We start from the raw sequence: 17707 nt of genomic DNA, 5'->3' as shown, positions 1-17707 counted from the left end.
GCGCTTCATCCCGTTCGGGAAAATTCGTAGTATATTGAGAGTATTCCTCCACCCTGGACACGGACATGGCTTACTCCATCGGCGAATTCGCCAGACTCAGCGGCATCACCGCCACCACCCTGCGGGCGTGGCAGCGTCGCTACGGTTTACTCAAGCCACAGCGCACGGAAGGCGGCCACCGCCAGTACAGCGATGAGGACGTACAGCAGGCGCTCAAAATCCTCGACTGGGTAAAAAAAGGCGTCCCGATCGGCCAGGTCAAACCGCTGCTGGAACGCCCGACGCCGGGGCGGACCAACAACTGGCAAACGCTGCAGCAGAGCATGCTGCAACGCCTGCAGGACGGCAAAGTCGAGTCCCTGCGCCAGATGATTTACGACGCCGGGCGCGAGTACCCAAGGCCGGAACTGGTCGCGAACGTACTGCGTCCGCTGCGCAGCCAGGTCTCGGCTAACGTCGCCGCCGCCATGACCCTGCGCGCAATCCTCGACGGCATCATCATCGCCTACACCTCGTTTTGCCTCGAAGGCGATAAAAAAGCGCCGGGCGACAATATTCTGCTCAGCGGCTGGCACCTGAATGACCCGTGCGAGATCTGGCTCGAAGCCCTAACGCGCACCGGGCAGGGCCACCGCATCGACATTCTGCCAGTTCCGCCAGACGCGCTGGCACCGGAGATTTTCCCGGAGCGGAAATGGCTGCTGGTCACCAGCGGCAAGCTCACCGCCGGGCGGAAAAAGCAGGTGGAGCAGTGGCAGCAGCAGGTATCGCTTGAAGTGATTATCCTCTGATAATTTTCTCCTGCGGGAATCTTCACGAAAAGTTGAATATTTTCCCGCGCCGCAGATGCTAACGTTTTCCTGTGACGAATAACTCAACAGGAAAACACCATGAAAAAAACTGCCCCTCTGCTGATCCTGGCCTCGATGGCCTTTGCCCCTGCAGCCTTTAGCGCCCCTGCCGGCACGCTAAGCGTCCACATTCTTGACCAGCAAACCGGAATGCCGCCATCAGACGTTACCGTTACGCTGGAGAAGCAGCAGCAGGACAAATGGACCCCGATTGCCAGCGGCAAAACCGACCACGATGGCCGTATCAAATCGCTCTATCCGCAGGATCAGGACATGCAGCCTGGCGTGTACAAAGTAACCTTCAAAACCGCAGAGTACTTCCACGGCAAAAAGCTGGACACCTTCTTCCCGGAGATCCCGGTGCTGTTTACCGTGACCCGCACCAACGAGAAGCTGCACATCCCACTTCTGCTTAGCCAGTACGGCTACTCGACCTACAAGGGCAGTTAAGAGGCATTGATTTTAAAGGATTATAAAAAATAGTTCCGCGAATACTTGGACAAATTAGTCATGTTGTGTAAGTTTTAGTTATATGAACGGGAGGACTACACCATGACAACGAAACCTGTGCTCGGTATTAGCGGATGTTTGACCGGATCCGCCGTTCGCTTTGACGGCGGACATAAGCGCATGGGCTTCATCATGGATGAGCTGGCCCAGTGGGTGAATTTCAGGCCCGTCTGCCCGGAGATGGCCATCGGCCTGCCGACGCCTCGCCCGGCGCTGCGTCTGATCGTCACGACAGACGGAGAAACGCAGATGCGCTTCAGCCACGCGCCTCACGAAGACGTTACGCAGAAAATGGCTGAATTTGCGGCAGATTATTTGCCGAAAATCGGCGATCTCGCAGGCTTTGTTGTCTGTGCAAAATCTCCAAGCTGCGGCATGGAACGCGTGCGGCTGTATGATGAAAACGGCAACCGGGGCCGCAAGGAGGGGGTCGGGCTGTTCACCGCCGCCCTCCTTGAAACCTTGCCGTGGCTGCCCGTTGAAGAAGACGGACGCCTGCACGACCCGGTGCTGCGGGAAAACTTCGTCGAGCGCGTTTTTGCGCTGCACGAACTCAACACGCTACGTAAAAATGGCCTCACGCGCCGCGCGCTGCTGGACTTCCACAGCCGCTACAAGCTTCAGCTGCTGGCGCACCACCAGGCGGGCTACCGTGAGATTGGCCCGTTCGTTGCCTCGCTGCACGAGTGGGAAGACCTGGACGCCTTCTTCGTGGCGTACCGGGAAAAGCTGATGACCATCCTGAAAAAACCCGCCTCGCGGAAGAATCACACCAACGTGCTGATGCATATTCAGGGCTATTTCCGTAACCAACTCAACACCCGCCAGCGCGGCGAGCTGCGCGATGTGATCCTGCACTATCGCAACGGACAGTTGCCTATCCTCGCCCCGATCACGCTGCTGAAGCACTACCTGGCCGAATACCCCGACCGGTATCTGATGACGCAAAACTACTTTGATCCCTATCCTGATGATTTGGGTCTGCGTCTGGCAGTCAAGTGATGAAAAAAATGCGAAGGCCCCATTGACCCATAGAGGCCCAAAGCAGTACCCCGTTTAGACGACATCCTCACTGTCGTCTCTTTTTTGCGCTTAACCCATACGATCGGCAAAAAAAAGCGCCGTAAAACGGCGCTCTGAGGATTATGCGACAAAATTCTTTTTCAACGCTTCCAGCCCATCCTGGTAAATCCCGCTGAACAGGGCCTGGGCCTCTGCGTCAGAAACATTTACCGGCGTGAATTCACCGTACCACTCTACACGTGAGACGTTGCTGTCGGCCGTTTCATGTACCGTAATGGTGGAAAGATAATCCACCACCGGGAAGGGCGCTTTCATAATCGAGTAGCTGTAGCTGCGCTGGCGGTTATCAAACGCTTCCAGACGTTCAATCACGGTGCCACCATCAGCCGTGGTCAGCGAACGTACGCGCCCGCCTTCAGAGGAGACGCTTTCTGGGATGAACGGTAGCCAGTCTGGCAGGGCATCAAAGCCCCCCATCAGTTGCCACACCGTTTCGGCAGATGCCGGAATTTCAATAGATACTGTTGTATTAGCCATGATTATTCTCTCTTAATATCAGTAATGTAGGATTACATTGCGAGGGTGTCGACAACACCGCCATCCACACGCAGGGCAGCACCCGTGGTCGCGGAAGAGAGCGGTGATGCCAGATAAACGGCGAGGTTTGCCACCTCTTCCACATCCGCGGCGCGCTGAATAATCGAGCTGGGGCGCGCGCTGCGGACAAACTCATCGGCCTGTTCACGTGCGTTACGGCCTGATTTTTCGGCAGCCTCGGCCAGCATCGTTTTCAGGCCATCAGTAAATGTCGGACCGGGCAGAATCGCATTCACGGTGACGCCTGTGCCCGCCAGCCGTTTTGCCAGTCCATGCGAAACCGCCAGGTTAGCGGCTTTGGTGACGCCGTAGTTGATCATGTCACCGGGAATGGCCACGCCAGATTCGGACGACACGAAAATAATGCGTCCCCATCCCTGCTCTGCCATGGCTGTCGCATAGTGCCGCGCCAGGCGGACGCCGGACAGAACGTTGACGTTGTAGAAATGCTTCCACTCGTCGTCCGGCACGGTGAAGAAGTCTTTGTCGTTAAATATGCCAAGGTTATTTACCAGCACATCGGCGACAGGCACGGCGGCGATCAGTGCGGCAACACCCTGTTCGGTGCTAAGGTCAGCCACCACACCACGCAGCAGCGCGGCTGGATTTTTTGCTTTAATGCTGGCAATCGCTGTGGCCACGCTGGTTTCCTGACGGCCAACCACCACGACGGTGGCTCCCGCTTGTGCCAGCCCGTCGGCAATGCCGAGCCCGATGCCGGACGTAGAGCCGCTCACCACCGCAATTTTGTCGGTAAGATCCAGTTTCATCATATTTCTCATGTAAGTATTGGGGGCCTGACGACCCCGCGGTGATTAACGAACGGGCAGCGGTGCATTCTCAGCAACCAGACCCTGACGGCGCATCTCTTCCCAGAATGCCACTGGAATGGTGGTTTTTAGCGCAGCCAAATCCTCAGCCATACGGCCAGGGCGGCTGGAGCCAGGGATCACGGCGGCGACGGCCGGATTCGCCAGCGCAAACTGCAGTGCCGCAGCTTTTACATCCACGTTGAACTGCGCGGCAACAGCCTGAATACGTGCCACCTGCTCATGAATAGCCGGAGAGGCTTTTTGATATTCGAAGTGCTCCCCTCCGGCCAGCACGCCTGAGCTGTAGGGACCGCCGATCACGATATCGACATTGTGCTCCAGCGCCTCTGGCATCAGACGCTGTAAGGCGCGTTTATGGTCGAGCAGAGAGTAACGGCCCGCCAGAAGGAAGGCATCGGGCTTAGGCTCATCCAGCGCCAGCGTCAGCTCGCACGGCTCGACGCGGTTTACGCCCAGACCCCATGCTTTAATGACGCCCTCTTCTCGCAGGCGAGTCAGGGCACGGAACGCACCGGTACGCGCCACATTAAACTGTTCCAGCCAGCTGTCACCGTAGAAATCCTGCGCTGGATCGTGGATCCAGACGATATCCAGACGGTCAGTTTTCAGTCGTTTCAGGCTATCCTCAATAGAGCGCAGCGTGGCATCAGCGGAGTAATCATTGAGAATTTTGTTTTTCAGACCGTGTTCAAACAGACCGCCTTTCTCACCAAAATCACGGGTCGCGGGATCTTCCATCTCGTCGAGCATGATGCGGCCTACTTTGGTGCTCAGCACATACTCGTCGCGAGGATACTGAGACAGCGCTTCACCCATGCGCAGTTCGGAAAGGCCAGAGCCATAAAGCGGTGCGGTGTCGAAGTAACGCACGCCCAGTTTCCAGGCGTCGTGTACGGTGGCCAATGCTTCATCCTCAGGAATGTTGCGGAACATGTTGCCCAGCGGTGCGCCGCCCAGGCCGATGTTTGCAGGTAACAGATTTTTGATACTCATAAGATGTCCTCAGTTTTTGGGTTCAGGTCGGGCGATTTCGCTGTCGCCCTGTGACGCTGATCACAATACCTTGCGAGGTTATGACTTGATAGGACATAATTCGTCTAACTTGAGTCCTTTGAGGTCTGACATGATTGATTTACGACAGCTGAAATATTTCGTGGTGGTGGCAGAAGAGGAGCACGTTGGCCGTGCCGCCGAGCGTTTGCATATCTCTCAGTCTCCGCTGAGCCGCCAGATTGCCCAGCTTGAAGAACGCCTCGGTTTGATGCTTTTTGAACGCAACCAGCAGCGCATACGTTTAACCGCCGACGGGCAAACTTTCCTCGCTGAGACCCGCTCCCTGCTGACCCACGCGAACCGTCTGGAGTCCCTCGGAAAGCGCTTAGGCCGCGGTGAGGATGGGGGGTTGTGTATCGGCTATATTGAAAACGCGATGCACTCCGGTGTGCTCTCTACCGCCTTACGCACACTGCGCCAGTCCCGCCCGGACGTTCATATAGCCCTTTACAGCCAACCACCCGCCACGCAGATCGAAGGGTTGCGTCAGCGCAGCCTCGACTTTTCACTGGTCGACACGCCACCTGCGGAAAGCGAGCAAGACCTGGAATATATTCAGGTGCTGGATGACAAAATGCTGCTGGCATTGCCGCAACATCACCCTCTGGCTCAGGAAGAAGTCCTTTTGCCCGCGCAACTGGCGGATCAGGAGTGGATTGCCGTCATTCACAACGATGATGCTCACTCCCGCGACGAGTTTGTTGCCGCCTGCGTGAAGGCTGGATTTAACCCGACCATTCGTCTGGAGGCGGGTGAACCGCTAACGGCACTGGGGCTTGTGGCCGCCGGGCTTGGACTGGCGCTCATCCAGCACAGCCTGCGTCATAACGCACCGGAAGGGGTGATACTGCGCGAACTAACGTGGATGCCTTACTCAACTCAACTGTGGGCGGCGTGGCATAAGGCCAACCAGCGTCCACTGGTCACGCATTTCAGGGAAATTTTGCGTGGGAACAAAAATGATTAACACCCTGCACATTCAAAACTACCGCTCCATCCGCGAGATGTCGCTGGAGCTGGAGCAGCTCAATATAGTCTTCGGGCCGAACGGTACCGGTAAATCCAATATTTACAAGGCGATATACCTGATGCACAGCGCCGCGCAAGGGCAGTTTTCCCAGGCGCTGGCGAACGAGGGCGGCATTCTGAAGGTGTTCTGGGCAGGCAAAACCCGCAGCGACCAGCTGCGGCGGATGAATCTGGCGGTAGAAACTGAGACCTACGAATACGAGCTGCAGGTCGGGTTTGTGGAGAAGCTGCCGTATCCCTCACAGTTTCAGCTCGACCCGGTGATCAAAGAGGAGTCCATCTGGCTGAGCGGCCAGCACCGTCGACCGTCGTCACAGCTGATGAAGCGCAGGAATCAGGCCGTGTTTCTGAACAACGTGCATCACGAGAAGGTGACCCACAGCGGCACGCTGTACGAGAACGAATCGGTATTCGGGCAGCTTGGCGAACCGCACCTTTACCCGGAAGTGTCGCAGATGCGCGAGTCCCTGCGTAACTGGCGCTTTTATCATGAGTTTTCTGTATCAATCGGCTCGGCGATGCGCGCTCCGCAGGTCGGTTTCCGCTCCCCGGTGCTGGCCAGCGACGGTGCCAACCTGGCTGCGGCGTTTCAGACTATCGTGGAGATTGGCGACGAGCTGCTGCTGATGCGCATCCTTGACCAGGCCTTCCCCGGCTGCGTGTTTTACAGCGACAACAGCGGTGGACGTTTTCGCATGATGATGCAGCGCGAGGGGCTGAGCAGGCCGCTGGAACCGGCGGAGTTCTCCGACGGCACCCTGCGCTTTCTGTGCCTGGCGGTGGCGCTGTTAAGCCCGCGCCCGCCAGCATTTATCGCATTGAACGAACCGGAAAACAGCCTGCACCCACAGATGCTGCCCGCCCTGGCGAGCTTAATCGCCGAGGCCAGTCGCTACTCGCAGATCTGGCTCACCAGCCACTCGCCGGAGCTGGCGACGTTGATTGAGAAGCACAGATCGTTTTCGCTGTATCAGCTATCGATGGCGGAGGGGGAGACGAGGGTGGAGAGGCTGGGGTAGTCTCCAGGAGTACGGAGACTGTTTTTCCGCATCTCGCTTCAGCGAATCATGCCAATAAAGAACCCCAGATATCCGGCCCGGCTTAACCATAAAAAAGGGCTGATGAGGCCGGACCGCCGGAGATTAATCAACTCTCTCATGGGAGCCAGGCCATCATTTCTGATAACGACATTTTTTGCACAATAGCGACAATGCATAATCAGAAATAAAATCCCGGCGATCGCAAAACCAAAATAACTTTCGCGACTGCCCCAAAAATGAGTGCTTAATTTTAAATAAGTTAATCCCCAGATACTGACTAGAAAGACGATAAATGAACATGCCGCGATGTTCATGTCTCGCTTACTACCCAGACCAAAAAATAGCGCGTCAAAGAAAAACATCGGGGTAAACGGTGACTGGACGCTTCTTCCTGTCACTTTACTAAAACGAAAAAACACGACCGTTCCAACGAAAAATGCGAACAGCGCAATTCCTAAGAGCAGATAAATCATTTAATTAATCCTTTTTGAAGGGCCAGGATACGAGTTCGGTACTGCCAGCGCCGTCGATCTCCGGCAGGTTGTTATGATTTTCACTTTGTCGGATACTAGCACCAATACCTCCGCCAATTCTGAAAGCACCACCAACGCCATCTTTACCTACAGATCCTTCAATTGAAAAAATACCAGCGGATATGGAACCGGAATAATCATAAGCCGGATTGAAATCCTTAATTGGATAAGGCCCGAAAGTTAATCCAGCCGACGCATCCGCGCGCCAGCCAAACACCTTTGTTATCCCGCCATTAATTGCGAATTTATCTTCTGAAAGGCCCCCTCCAGATAGCCCCCGCCGACATAACCAACAGCCACCTGACCTTTTACATCACCATGGATTTTTGCCGTATCCCCTACTGATGGACCAATATGAGAGTCTTTAATAGCCTTGTTAATTTTGTCGGGAGATACACCTTTACCGCCGAGATCGAAAGCCAGTGAAGCATCCTGTTGTGTTGCTGGAGGCACTAATCCACCCCAGTTTGAGGTAGCATTATTCTCTGCCGCGTTCTTCCCACCTTGCGCCCCAGCAGCTGCCGAAGCCGTACTCCCTCCCGCCAATCCACCCGCCATCCCCGCCGATACTGAAGCCAGCGTAATGACCGTCTGCATTTGATCTTCGCTCAGTTTCGACAGGTCTTTCACTTCCGGATAGAGCACGCTGGCTATAGCATGCGCAGCCAGCTCCCCTGACGCGGCCCCCGCAGCTCCCGCAGCACCAGCGAGTCCAGACTATGCGGTTCGGTGATGTGCTGCTGCAGGTAGTCGATCAGGCAGTTAATACGTGCGTCACGGGTATCTTTCGGAACCGGCTGGGCGATGAACTGCGCCTGCCCGCCCTCGCGATGGGGCGGGACAATCATCCGACGGGCAATCTGGTTGGCGACGACGCTGCCAAAACGCTGGCGAATGATGTACAGGCAGCAGTCCAGCGCAGCCGCGGTACCGGCAGAGGTGATGATATTGCCGTCATCCACGTAGAGGGCATTGATATCCAGCTGGACGTTCGGAAAGAGCGACTGGAAATGATGTTCAAACTCCCAGTGGGTGGCGGCCCGTTTACCGTCGAGGATCCCCGCCCAGGCCAGCACAAACGACCCCAGACACAGGCCGACAATTTCCGCGCCGTTGTCTCTCGCCAACACCAGGCTGTCGAGCAGCGCCTGAGGCGGCCGTTCAAGGACGTGCTGCCAGTAGGGAACGACAACAATGTCTGCCTGCCCGATGGCGGTGTAATCCTGCGTGGCGTTGAGGGCAAACCCGTCTTTTGAGGTAAGCAACCCCGGCGTTTCGGCGCAGATCGTCACGTTAAAGCGCTTTTCGCCGGAGACCGAATCACCAAACAGAATGCAGGGAACGGAGTAGTGGAACGGGCTGAACCCGTCTACCGCGACAATCGCGACGTTGATTAGCGACATCTGTCTCTCCTTTCCCGTTAACGCACTCAGAATATAACGGTTTCGCCATCCTGGGGAATGCTCACCACATCGCTCACCTGGTTGGCTTCGACGTACTCACGCAGCGCGCTGCGGGTCAACAGGCAGTGGTTAATCGCCTCCATGTGGCTCGCGACGATTTTAGCCTGCGGCAGCAGGAAATGGACGTTAAGCACATCTTCCTGTCCCATAATAATGGGCCCAAAGCCGATGACGTGGGCATAACCGGCGTTCAGTACCACCACATCCGGCTGGTGTTTTTGCAGATCGGCTGCCACCTCTTCGCGCCAGATGGTATCCCCGGCAAGATAGAGCGTCTTCTCATCAGGATGACGCAGCACCACGCCACAGGCCTCGCCCAGCCGCTCCGCCAGTTCTGGCACGGCGTAAGCGCGGTCGGTCCCGTGCTGGCCGCCGTACGTTTTCGCAATCCGAACCTCCCCGAAGGTGGTCTCGTCGGTCATGATCGTCAGGTTGGTAAATCCCTGGCTGCGCAGCAGAGCGGCATCACGATCGTTTTGCACGTAGATCGGTTTGTCTTTGGCGATCAGCTCTGCCGCGGTGCGATCCCAGTGATCGTCATGGGTATGGGTGACGATCACCGCGTCAGCGTCCAGCAGCGTATTGACGTCGACGGGAAGTTCGACCGTCGGGTTACGGCGTTCGGCATGCGCCGTACCGGGAAAGCCCGGATAAGCGCCTTTCGGGGCCAGCATCGGGTCGATTAAAAGGCGTTTTCCGGCGTAGGTAATCAGCAGGGTGGCATTGCGAATTTGGGTAATGTTCATGGGCTATCCTCCGGTTGGTGTGATAAGGAGGATAGCCAGCCGTCACAATTGGTGCTGTGGGCTAAAGGGCGATTACCGATGGAATCGGGCCATTTTCATCACCGCGTTTTCTGCCGGCACCTTTACCAGCCTGGCACCGCCCCGCCGTTGAAGATCGTCTCTGCCGCTTTCGCCACTTCCGGTGACTGATAGGACTGGATAAACGCCTTCACGTTCTCCGCGTCTTTGTTGTCTTCGCGCGTCACCACGATGTTCACGTACGGCGAGTTTTTGTCTTCAATAAAGACGCTGTCATGCACCGGCGATAGCCCGGTTTGCTGAATATAGGTAGTGCTGATGATGGCGACATCCACTTTCGGGTCATCCAGCACGCGCGGCAGCTGTGCCCCTTCCAGTTCCATGATTTTCAGCTGCTTAGGGTTGGCGGTAATATCCAGCGCCGTCGGCAGCAGCCCGGTGTCCGGCTTCAGGGTGATGAGCTTCTCTTTTTGCAGCAGCAGCAGCGCGCGGCCAAGGTTGGTCGGATCGTTTGGAATGGCGATAGTCGCCCCGTCCTTCAGGTCAGAGACGGATTTGATCTTGCGGGAATAGCCGGCCATCGGGAAAACAAAAGTATTGGCCACGGCCACCAGCTTGTAGCCATGCGCCTTGTTATCTTCTGCAAGGAACGGGCGATGCTGGAAGACGTTGGCATCCAGCTCTCCCTGGTTAGTGGCATCGTTAGGCAACAGCGAGCCGCTGAAGCCCACCAGCTCCACGTCCAGGCCATATTTTTCTTTTGCCACCTTTTTGGCGACTTCCGCCACGTCCTGTTCAGCGCCGTTGATGACGCCCACTTTTATGTGTTTGGCATCGCTGCCACTTTGATCGCACCCTGCCAGCAGCAGGCCAGCGAGAACCAGAGCACCCAATCGACGTTTCACGAGAAAGTTCCTTTTGCTGAATGTTGTAGTGACTATATCGACAACGAGGCGGTGAAATAAAAAACGAAAAAGAATCAATAAGAAGGATAAGTTATATGCGGGTATGGCCGGGTGATGCTGCGCTTACCCGGCCTACGGATTCAGAGCTTAAAGGACTTTCGCCAGGTAATGTCGCTGCATGCCCGGGTACGGATAATCCTGCAAAGACATCTGCAGCTGGTACCCCTGTTTTTCATAGAACGGACGCGCCTGGAAGCTGACGGTATCCACCAGCGCATGCTTGCAGCCTTTGCGTCTGGCTTCATCTTCCGCCGTTTTGATAAGCTGGCTGCCCACGCCGGTACCCCGCACGGTGTCGCTGACCCAGAGAAAATCGATATTCAGCCAGTTACCTTTACGCACCCCAATGAGCCCGCCGAGCATGACGCCTTTATCGTCTCGTACATAAACGCCAATGTCGCCGCTAAAGTTTGTCAGATCGATAAACTGTCCGTTATAGGCTCTTAACCCCACAAATAGCTCTTCTTTTTCTGCGGGTGTTACATTATAAGTAATGCTCAGGTGCATATTCCTCTCCTTATTTTCCGCGCAATTTGAATATCTCACAGCTTAACCTTCATAAAAACTCCTAATTTCCTCCATTTTTTTAATACAGAAACATTCACTCAATAACTAAATAAAAAAAGCCTTTCCAATACGCACCCAAAACGTATACTGAGAACGATCATTCTCACTTTTACACGGTAGACGACGATGAGCACAAAGCTGGAAGAACGACAAAAACAACGTCAGGACGAAATCATCACCGCCGCGCGTCGCTGCTTTCGCGCCAGCGGATTTCACGCCGCCAGCATGTCACAAATTGCCAGTGAGGCGAAGCTTAGCGTCGGGCAAATTTACCGTTATTTCAGTAACAAAGACGCAATTATTGAAGAGATGATCCGCCGCATTATCGACTCACGCATCGAAGGGATGCAGGACAAAACGGTGGTGGAAGGGATGCCGCAGGCGCTCGCCTGGCGTCAGACGCTCAACGAAGACGACGATGCGTTGATGCTCGAAATGTCTGCCGAGGCAACCCGTAACCCGCAGGTGGCGGCCATGCTGATCGCAGCCGATGCCCGGATGTTTACCAACGCCTGTGCGCACCTGAAAAAACAATTTCCCCATCTGAGCGATGAACATATTCGCTGCTGCGTGGAAATTACCGCGGTGATGATCGAAGGCACGATTTACCGTCGACTCGCGCCTTTAAAAGTACCGTCGGAACAATTAGAGCCTATCTATCAGAATATTTTAAATATGCTTTTCTCTGCGAAGTAATCGCATGTGAATAATTAGCGGGAATAAGTAATTTCCCAAATTAACATTTCCGGCCATGCCGGAGATGCGGTATCGCTGTGCCTTTAAATAGCCCCCCTCCCTGTTGAGCCTTTAACAGGGCAGGCATCGTTCACCCTGGAAAAAGATTATGAAAACCATAACAACCTCCATCGCGGCATTACTCCTCCTGACCGGGTGCGATAATGCGCAAACATCTGCTCCCCAGCATCCTCTTCCGGATGTGGGGATTGTCACCCTCATGAGCCAGCCGGTCTCCGTCGTCAGCGAGCTCACGGGCCGTACCACCGCCGCCATGAGCGCCGAAGTGCGCCCGCAGGTGGGCGGCATTATTCAGAAGAGGTTGTTCAGCGAAGGCGATACCGTGAAGGCCGGACAGGCGCTGTATCATTGACCCTTCCAGCTACCGCGCGGCGTTTGATGAAGCCGCCGCGGCGCTGAAACAGGCCCAGGCGCTGGTGCAGGCCGACTGCCAGAAAGCCCAGCGCTATGCGCAACTGGTGAAAGACGACGGCGTGTCGCGTCAGGACGCAGAAGACGCGAAGTCCACCTGCGCGCAGGACAAGGCCAGCATTGAATCAAAGAAGGCCGCGCAGGAGAGCGCGCGCATTAACCTCAACTGGACCACCGTCACCGCGCCGATTGCCGGACGCATCGGCATCTCCTCCGTCACCCCCGGCGCGCTGGTCACCGCCCAGCAGGATACCGCGCTCGCCACCATTCGCGGGCTGGACAGCATGTACGTCGACTTAACCCGTTCCAGCGCCGATCTGCTGCGTTTACGCAAGCAAACCCTTGCCACCAATAGCGATACGCTAAGCGTGTCGTTAATCCTCGAAGACGGCAGCACCTACAGCGAGAAAGGCCGCCTGGCGTTAACCGAAGTGGCGGTGGATGAATCAACCGGCTCGGTCACGCTGCGCGCCGTCTTCCCGAACCCGCAGCATCAGCTCCTGCCAGGCATGTTTGTCCGCGCCAGGGTGGATGAAGGCGTCATGAGCGACGCGATCCTCGCGCCGCAGCAGGGCATCACCCGTGACGCCAAAGGCACCGCCACCGCTCTGGTGGTCAATGCCAGCAACAAGGTCGAGCAGCGTCAGCTGGAAACGGGTGACACCTACGGCGACAAATGGCTGGTGCTGAGCGGGCTGAAGGCGGGCGACAGGCTGATTGTGGAAGGTACTGACAAAGTCACCGCCGGGCAGGAAGTGAAGGCCGAAGAGATGAAAGCCAACGGAGGAAACGCCTGATGTTTTCCCGTTTCTTCGTGCGTCGCCCGGTCTTTGCCTGGGTTATCGCTATTCTTATCATGCTCGCCGGAATGCTGGCCATCCGCACGCTGCCGGTCGCGCAGTACCCGGACGTCGCGCCGCCGTCGATCAAAATCTCCGCCACCTATACCGGTGCCTCCGCGCAGACGCTGGAAAACAGCGTAACGCAGGTGATCGAGCAGCAGCTGACCGGGCTGGATAACCTGCTCTACTTCACCTCCACCAGCAGCTCGGACGGATCGGTGAGCATTACCGTCACCTTCGAGCAGGGCACTGACCCGGACACCGCTCAGGTGCAGGTGCAGAACAAAGTCCAGCAGGCGGAATCGCGCCTGCCCACCGAGGTGCAGCAGTCCGGGATCACCGTCGAAAAATCCCAGAGCAACTTCCTGCTGATCATGGGCGTGTACGATAAAACCGACACCGCCAGCAGCTCGGATATTGCCGACTGGCTGGTGAGTAATATGCAGGATCCGCTGGCGCGCGTGGAAGGCGTCGGGAGCCTGCAGGTGTTCGGGGCGGAATACGCGATGCGCATCTGGCTCGACCCGGCGAAGCTGGCATCCTACTCGCTGATGCCGTCCGACGTGCAGAGCGCGATTGAAGCGCAGAACGTGCAGGTCTCCGCCGGTAAAATCGGCGCGCTACCCTCGTCGAACGCCCAGCAGCTGACCGCCACCGTCCGCGCCCAGTCGCGCCTGCAGACGGTGGATCAGTTTAAAAACATCATTGTGAAGAGCCAGTCCAACGGCGCGGTGGTGCGCATCAGCGATGTCGCCCGCGTGGAGATGGGCAGCGAAGATTATACCGCCACCGCGAAGCTCAACGGCCACCCGGCGGCGGGTATGGCAGTCATGCTTTCACCGGGTGCGAACGCGCTCAACACTGCGACGGCGGTGAAAGACAAGATTGCCGAGTTCAAAAAGTCGATGCCGGAAGGCTACGACGTGGCCTACCCGAAGGACAGCACCGAGTTCATCAAGATCTCCGTTGAGGACGTGATTCAGACCCTGTTCGAAGCCATTGTCCTCGTAGTGGTGGTGATGTACCTGTTCCTGCAAAACATCCGCGCGACGCTGATCCCCGCGTTGGCGGTACCTGTCGTTCTGCTGGGTACCTTCGGCGTGCTGGCGCTGTTCGGCTACTCCATCAATACCCTGACGCTGTTTGCGATGGTGCTGGCGATTGGGCTTTTGGTGGATGACGCCATCGTGGTGGTGGAAAACGTCGAGCGTATTATGCGCGACGAGGGGCTGCCCGCCCGGGAAGCCACCGAGAAATCGATGGGCGAAATCTCCGGCGCGCTGGTCGCCATTGCGCTGGTGCTCTCTGCGGTATTCCTGCCGATGGCCTTCTTCGGCGGTTCCACCGGGGTGATTTACCGTCAGTTTTCGGTCACCATTATTTCGGCGATGTTCCTCTCCGTGGTGGTGGCGCTGACCCTGACGCCCGCGCTCTGCGGCTCGATTCTGAGCCACACGACGCCGCACAAAAAGGGCTTCTTCGGCGCGTTTAACCGCTTCTACAGCAGGACCGAGCGCGGTTATCAGAACAAGGTGCTGCGCGCTCTGCGCCGTTCCGGCGGCATGCTGGTCATCTACGTCCTGCTCTGCGGCGCGATGGGCTTCGCCATGCTTAAGCTGCCGGGCAGCTTCCTGCCGACGGAAGACCAGGGCGAAATCATGGTGCAGTACACCCTGCCAGCCGGCGCGACGACGGTACGTACCGCCGAAGTCAGCCGCCAGGTGCGCGAGTGGTTCCTCACCAAAGAGAAAGCCAACACCAACGTGATCTTCACCATTGAAGGCTTCAGCTTCAGCGGCAGCGGCCAGAACGCCGGGATGGCGTTTGTCTCCCTGAAGAACTGGTCAGAGCGTAAAGGCGATGCAAACACGGCTCAGGCCATCGCCCTGCGTGCCACGCAGGAACTGAGCACCATCCGCGATGCGACCATCTTTGCGATGACGCCGCCTGCGGTGGACGGCCTGGGCCAGAGCAACGGTTTTACCTTTGAGCTGATGGCCAGCGGCGGCACCGACCGCGATGCGCTGCTGAAACTGCGTAACCAGCTGATTGGCGAAGCCAACCAGGACAGCTCGCTGCACGCCGTGCGCGCCAACGATCTGCCGCAGATGCCGCAGCTTCAGGTCGATATCGATAACAACAAAGCCGTGTCACTGGGGCTGTCCCTGAGCGACGTCACCAACACCCTCTCCAGCGCTTGGGGCGGGACCTACGTGAACGACTTTATCGATCGCGGCCGTGTGAAAAAGGTCTACATCCAGGGCGACAGCGACTATCGCGCCGTGCCGTCCGATCTCAACAAATGGTATGTGCGCGGCAGCGACAGCACCATGACCCCGTTCTCCGCCTTCGCCACCACTCGCTGGGAGTATGGCCCGGAAAGCCTGGTGCGCTACAACGGCTCGGCGGCGTATGAGATACAGGGCGAAAACGCCAGCGGCGCGAGCTCAGGCACGGCGATGAGCAAAATGGAGCAGCTGGCAAACAGCCTGCCATCCGGCAGCACCTGGGCGTGGAGCGGTTTGTCCTTACAGGAAAAACTGGCGAGCGGTCAGGCGATGAGCCTTTATGCCCTCTCGATCCTGGTAGTGTTCCTGTGTCTGGCGGCGCTGTATGAAAGCTGGTCGGTGCCGATTTCGGTCATCCTGGTGATCCCGCTTGGGGTGCTGGGTGCGGCGCTTGCCGCCTCCCTGCGCGGCCTGAGTAATGACGTCTACTTCCAGGTGGCGCTGCTCACCACTATCGGCCTGTCGTCGAAGAACGCCATCCTGATTGTCGAGTTTGCCGAAGCCAAAGTCGCAGAAGGTTACTCCCTGACGCGCGCCGCCCTGCGTGCCGCCCAGACGCGTCTGCGTCCCATCATCATGACGTCGCTGGCGTTTATCGCAGGGGTGACGCCGCTGGCCGTTGCAACTGGTGCCGGTGCCAACAGCCGCGTGGCAATTGGTACCGGCATTATCGGCGGAACGCTGGCCGCGACGCTGCTGGCGATCTTCTTCGTCCCTTTATTCTTTGTACTGGTGAAACGTCTGTTCTCCGGTAAACACGCGAACCGGAGGTCATAATGTTTCGTGTCACTGTTTTAGCGTTAGCCCTGCTGAGCACAGGGTGTGTGTCGTTAGACCCTACCTATCAACGCCCGGACGCTCCCGTCCCGGCGACCTTGCCCGGCGCGCACGGCGAAGCCACCGCCGTGGTGAGCCAGTGGCAGCAGGTGATGAACGACGCGAGGCTGAAAAGCGTGGTGACGATGGCGCTGAACAGCAACCGCGACGTGCAAAAAGCGATCGCGGATATCGACGCCGCCCGCGCACAGTACGGTGAAACGCGCTCGTCCCTGTTTCCGACGGTGGACGCCGAGCTGAGCCACACCCGCAGCCGCACGCTGGCAAGCGGTGTTGCGACAAGCGACGAAGCCAACGGCGCGGTCTCCAGCTTCGAGCTGGATCTGTTTGGTCGCAACCAGAGCCTCTCCCGCGCCGCGCGTGAAACCTGGCTTGCCAGCGAGTTCACCGCGCAGAACACGCGCCTGACGATGGTTAGCGAGCTGACCACGGCCTGGGTGACGCTGGCGGCGGATAACAGCAACCTGGCGCTGGCGAAATCCACAATGGAGAGCGCGGCAAACTCGCTGAAGATTGTGAAACGCCAGCAGGAAGTGGGCGTCGCGGCGGCTACGGACGTCAGTGAAGCGATGGCGGTTTACCAGCAGGCGCGCGCCAGCGTGGCGAGCTACCAGACGCAGGTAATGCAGGACAAAAACGCCCTCAATCTGCTGGCGGGCGATACGGTGCCGGAGAACCTGCTGCCCGGTACGCTGGAGAGCCTGAGCAACAACGCCATCACGCTGATCCCTGCGGGCGTCAGCTCCAGCGCGCTGCTGCGCCGCCCGGACATTCAGGAAGCGGAACATAACCTGCTGAGCGCCAACGCCAATATCGGCGCGGCGCGCGCCAACTTCTTCCCGACCATTTCACTGACCGCCAGCGCGGGCGTCGGCAGCAACTCGCTCTCCTCCCTGTTCAGCCACGGGATGAAGGTCTGGTCATTCGCGCCGTCCATCACCCTGCCGCTGTTCAGCGGTGGCAACAATCTGGCGCAGCTGCGTTATGCAGAAGCCGAGAAAAAAGGGTTAATTGCGACCTACGAAAAAGCCATCCAGAGCGCGTTTAAAGACGTGGCCGACGCGCTGGCGCGCCGTGAAACGCTCAGCGAGCAGCTTGATGCCCAGCGAGAATACGTGGCGGCCGAGCAAAAAACGCTGGATGTGGCAACGCGCAGCTATAAGGCGGGCGCGGGGGGTTATCTGACGGTACTGACCGCGCAGCGGTCGCTGTGGTCGGCGCAGGAATCGCTGATTGCGCTGCAGCAAACCGACCTGGAGAACCGCATCACGCTGTGGCAGTCGCTGGGCGGGGGGATCCAGTAACCTTATCGGTGGGCGATTCTCATGCGCAGAAAAGAGAAAAT

At 57.5% G+C, this 17707-nt stretch carries 15 protein-coding genes and 4 pseudogenes; 9 read left to right on the top strand and 10 right to left on the bottom strand.

The window, feature by feature from the left end:
* The first annotated feature begins 65 nt into the window (after positions 1-65).
* From DG357_RS00400 to DG357_RS00390, 3 genes are all read left to right on the top strand, one after another.
* The gene (locus DG357_RS00400) at positions 66-791 is read left to right on the top strand and encodes a MerR family transcriptional regulator (RefSeq protein ID WP_028014996.1); all 726 of its coding nucleotides are present in this window, start codon (positions 66-68) and stop codon (positions 789-791) included.
* Between the two features lie 99 nt (positions 792-890).
* Positions 891-1301, top strand: a complete 411-nt coding sequence (gene uraH, locus DG357_RS00395) for a hydroxyisourate hydrolase (RefSeq protein ID WP_069733374.1) — start codon at positions 891-893, stop codon at positions 1299-1301.
* 102 nt (positions 1302-1403) lie between these two features.
* Entirely contained in the window at positions 1404-2363 is a 960-nt protein-coding gene (locus tag DG357_RS00390) for a YbgA family protein (RefSeq protein ID WP_028014994.1), read from the top strand.
* A gap of 141 nt (positions 2364-2504) precedes the next feature.
* Here DG357_RS00390 and DG357_RS00385 read toward each other — a convergent pair whose 3' ends face one another.
* Genes DG357_RS00385 through DG357_RS00375 form a run of 3 tightly spaced genes read right to left on the bottom strand, consistent with a single transcriptional unit; the run spans position 2505 to position 4807 of the window.
* On the bottom strand, positions 2505-2921 hold the full coding sequence (locus DG357_RS00385; protein WP_048960253.1) for an SRPBCC family protein: 417 nt from the start codon (positions 2919-2921) through the stop codon (positions 2505-2507).
* 32 nt (positions 2922-2953) lie between these two features.
* Positions 2954-3751, bottom strand: a complete 798-nt coding sequence (locus DG357_RS00380; protein WP_088204460.1) for an SDR family NAD(P)-dependent oxidoreductase — start codon at positions 3749-3751, stop codon at positions 2954-2956.
* A gap of 45 nt (positions 3752-3796) precedes the next feature.
* Positions 3797-4807 carry an aldo/keto reductase gene (locus tag DG357_RS00375; RefSeq protein ID WP_048960251.1) on the bottom strand — a complete coding sequence of 337 codons (1011 nt, stop codon included), beginning with the start codon at positions 4805-4807 and terminating at the stop codon, positions 3797-3799.
* 130 nt (positions 4808-4937) lie between these two features.
* Here DG357_RS00375 and DG357_RS00370 point away from each other — a divergent pair, with 130 nt between their 5' ends.
* A complete protein-coding gene (locus DG357_RS00370; protein ID WP_044597397.1) occupies positions 4938-5834 on the top strand; it encodes a LysR substrate-binding domain-containing protein in 897 nt (298 codons plus the stop codon).
* Positions 5827-6915, top strand: a complete 1089-nt coding sequence (locus tag DG357_RS00365) for an AAA family ATPase (RefSeq protein WP_048960250.1) — start codon at positions 5827-5829, stop codon at positions 6913-6915. The genes DG357_RS00370 and DG357_RS00365 overlap by 8 nt, the downstream gene beginning before the upstream one ends.
* 38 nt (positions 6916-6953) lie before the next feature.
* Here DG357_RS00365 and DG357_RS00360 read toward each other — a convergent pair whose 3' ends face one another.
* The 7 genes and pseudogenes from DG357_RS00360 to DG357_RS00330 form a co-directional block, all read right to left on the bottom strand.
* Positions 6954-7409 carry a hypothetical protein gene (locus DG357_RS00360; RefSeq protein WP_048960249.1) on the bottom strand — a complete coding sequence of 152 codons (456 nt, stop codon included), beginning with the start codon at positions 7407-7409 and terminating at the stop codon, positions 6954-6956.
* A 4-nt stretch (positions 7410-7413) separates the two neighbouring features.
* Positions 7414-7922, bottom strand: a pseudogene (locus tag DG357_RS00355) (polymorphic toxin type 25 domain-containing protein).
* A 15-nt stretch (positions 7923-7937) separates the two neighbouring features.
* Positions 7938-8171, bottom strand: a pseudogene (locus DG357_RS23310) (VENN motif pre-toxin domain-containing protein); the annotation flags it as partial.
* 2 nt (positions 8172-8173) lie between these two features.
* Positions 8174-8872, bottom strand: a pseudogene (locus tag DG357_RS00345) (GlxA family transcriptional regulator); the annotation flags it as partial.
* 26 nt (positions 8873-8898) lie between these two features.
* Positions 8899-9678, bottom strand: a complete 780-nt coding sequence (locus tag DG357_RS00340) for an MBL fold metallo-hydrolase (RefSeq protein WP_041911690.1) — start codon at positions 9676-9678, stop codon at positions 8899-8901.
* A 122-nt stretch (positions 9679-9800) separates the two neighbouring features.
* Positions 9801-10601, bottom strand: a complete 801-nt coding sequence (gene nlpA / locus DG357_RS00335; protein WP_028014989.1) for a lipoprotein NlpA — start codon at positions 10599-10601, stop codon at positions 9801-9803.
* Between the two features lie 147 nt (positions 10602-10748).
* Positions 10749-11168 carry a GNAT family N-acetyltransferase gene (locus DG357_RS00330; RefSeq protein ID WP_088204459.1) on the bottom strand — a complete coding sequence of 140 codons (420 nt, stop codon included), beginning with the start codon at positions 11166-11168 and terminating at the stop codon, positions 10749-10751.
* 186 nt (positions 11169-11354) lie between these two features.
* On the opposite strand from DG357_RS00330, the gene DG357_RS00325 reads away from it, so the two are divergent.
* The 4 genes and pseudogenes from DG357_RS00325 (at position 11355) to DG357_RS00310 (ending at position 17666) form a co-directional block, all read left to right on the top strand.
* Positions 11355-11924: a TetR/AcrR family transcriptional regulator gene (locus tag DG357_RS00325; RefSeq protein WP_028014987.1), complete on the top strand. Its 570-nt coding sequence runs from the start codon at positions 11355-11357 to the stop codon at positions 11922-11924.
* 148 nt (positions 11925-12072) lie between these two features.
* Positions 12073-13192 (top strand): annotated as a pseudogene (locus DG357_RS00320) (efflux RND transporter periplasmic adaptor subunit).
* On the top strand, positions 13192-16302 hold the full coding sequence (locus tag DG357_RS00315) for an efflux RND transporter permease subunit (RefSeq protein ID WP_088204457.1): 3111 nt from the start codon (positions 13192-13194) through the stop codon (positions 16300-16302). Before DG357_RS00320 ends, DG357_RS00315 begins: the two are co-directional and overlap by 1 nt.
* Positions 16302-17666, top strand: coding sequence for an efflux transporter outer membrane subunit (locus DG357_RS00310; protein ID WP_088204456.1), 1365 nt, complete (start codon positions 16302-16304; stop codon positions 17664-17666). Before DG357_RS00315 ends, DG357_RS00310 begins: the two co-directional genes overlap by 1 nt.
* The last annotated feature ends 41 nt before the right edge of the window (positions 17667-17707 follow it).

Origin of the sequence: Enterobacter bugandensis (assembly GCF_900324475.1) — a bacterium.
Lineage (GTDB): Bacteria > Pseudomonadota > Gammaproteobacteria > Enterobacterales > Enterobacteriaceae > Enterobacter > Enterobacter bugandensis.
Note: the sequence above shows the minus strand (reverse complement) of the source record. Positions and strands in the feature narration are given on the sequence as shown.

Coding starts and splice junctions, on each gene's coding strand:
- DG357_RS00400 (WP_028014996.1), top strand. CDS start 66: ATGGCTTACTCCATCGGCGAATTCGCCAGACTCAGCGGCATCACCGCC.
- uraH (WP_069733374.1), top strand. CDS start 891: ATGAAAAAAACTGCCCCTCTGCTGATCCTGGCCTCGATGGCCTTTGCC.
- DG357_RS00390 (WP_028014994.1), top strand. CDS start 1,404: ATGACAACGAAACCTGTGCTCGGTATTAGCGGATGTTTGACCGGATCC.
- DG357_RS00385 (WP_048960253.1), bottom strand. CDS start 2,921: ATGGCTAATACAACAGTATCTATTGAAATTCCGGCATCTGCCGAAACG.
- DG357_RS00380 (WP_088204460.1), bottom strand. CDS start 3,751: ATGAAACTGGATCTTACCGACAAAATTGCGGTGGTGAGCGGCTCTACG.
- DG357_RS00375 (WP_048960251.1), bottom strand. CDS start 4,807: ATGAGTATCAAAAATCTGTTACCTGCAAACATCGGCCTGGGCGGCGCA.
- DG357_RS00370 (WP_044597397.1), top strand. CDS start 4,938: ATGATTGATTTACGACAGCTGAAATATTTCGTGGTGGTGGCAGAAGAG.
- DG357_RS00365 (WP_048960250.1), top strand. CDS start 5,827: ATGATTAACACCCTGCACATTCAAAACTACCGCTCCATCCGCGAGATG.
- DG357_RS00360 (WP_048960249.1), bottom strand. CDS start 7,409: ATGATTTATCTGCTCTTAGGAATTGCGCTGTTCGCATTTTTCGTTGGA.
- DG357_RS00340 (WP_041911690.1), bottom strand. CDS start 9,678: ATGAACATTACCCAAATTCGCAATGCCACCCTGCTGATTACCTACGCC.
- DG357_RS00330 (WP_088204459.1), bottom strand. CDS start 11,168: ATGCACCTGAGCATTACTTATAATGTAACACCCGCAGAAAAAGAAGAG.
- DG357_RS00325 (WP_028014987.1), top strand. CDS start 11,355: ATGAGCACAAAGCTGGAAGAACGACAAAAACAACGTCAGGACGAAATC.
- DG357_RS00315 (WP_088204457.1), top strand. CDS start 13,192: ATGTTTTCCCGTTTCTTCGTGCGTCGCCCGGTCTTTGCCTGGGTTATC.
- DG357_RS00310 (WP_088204456.1), top strand. CDS start 16,302: ATGTTTCGTGTCACTGTTTTAGCGTTAGCCCTGCTGAGCACAGGGTGT.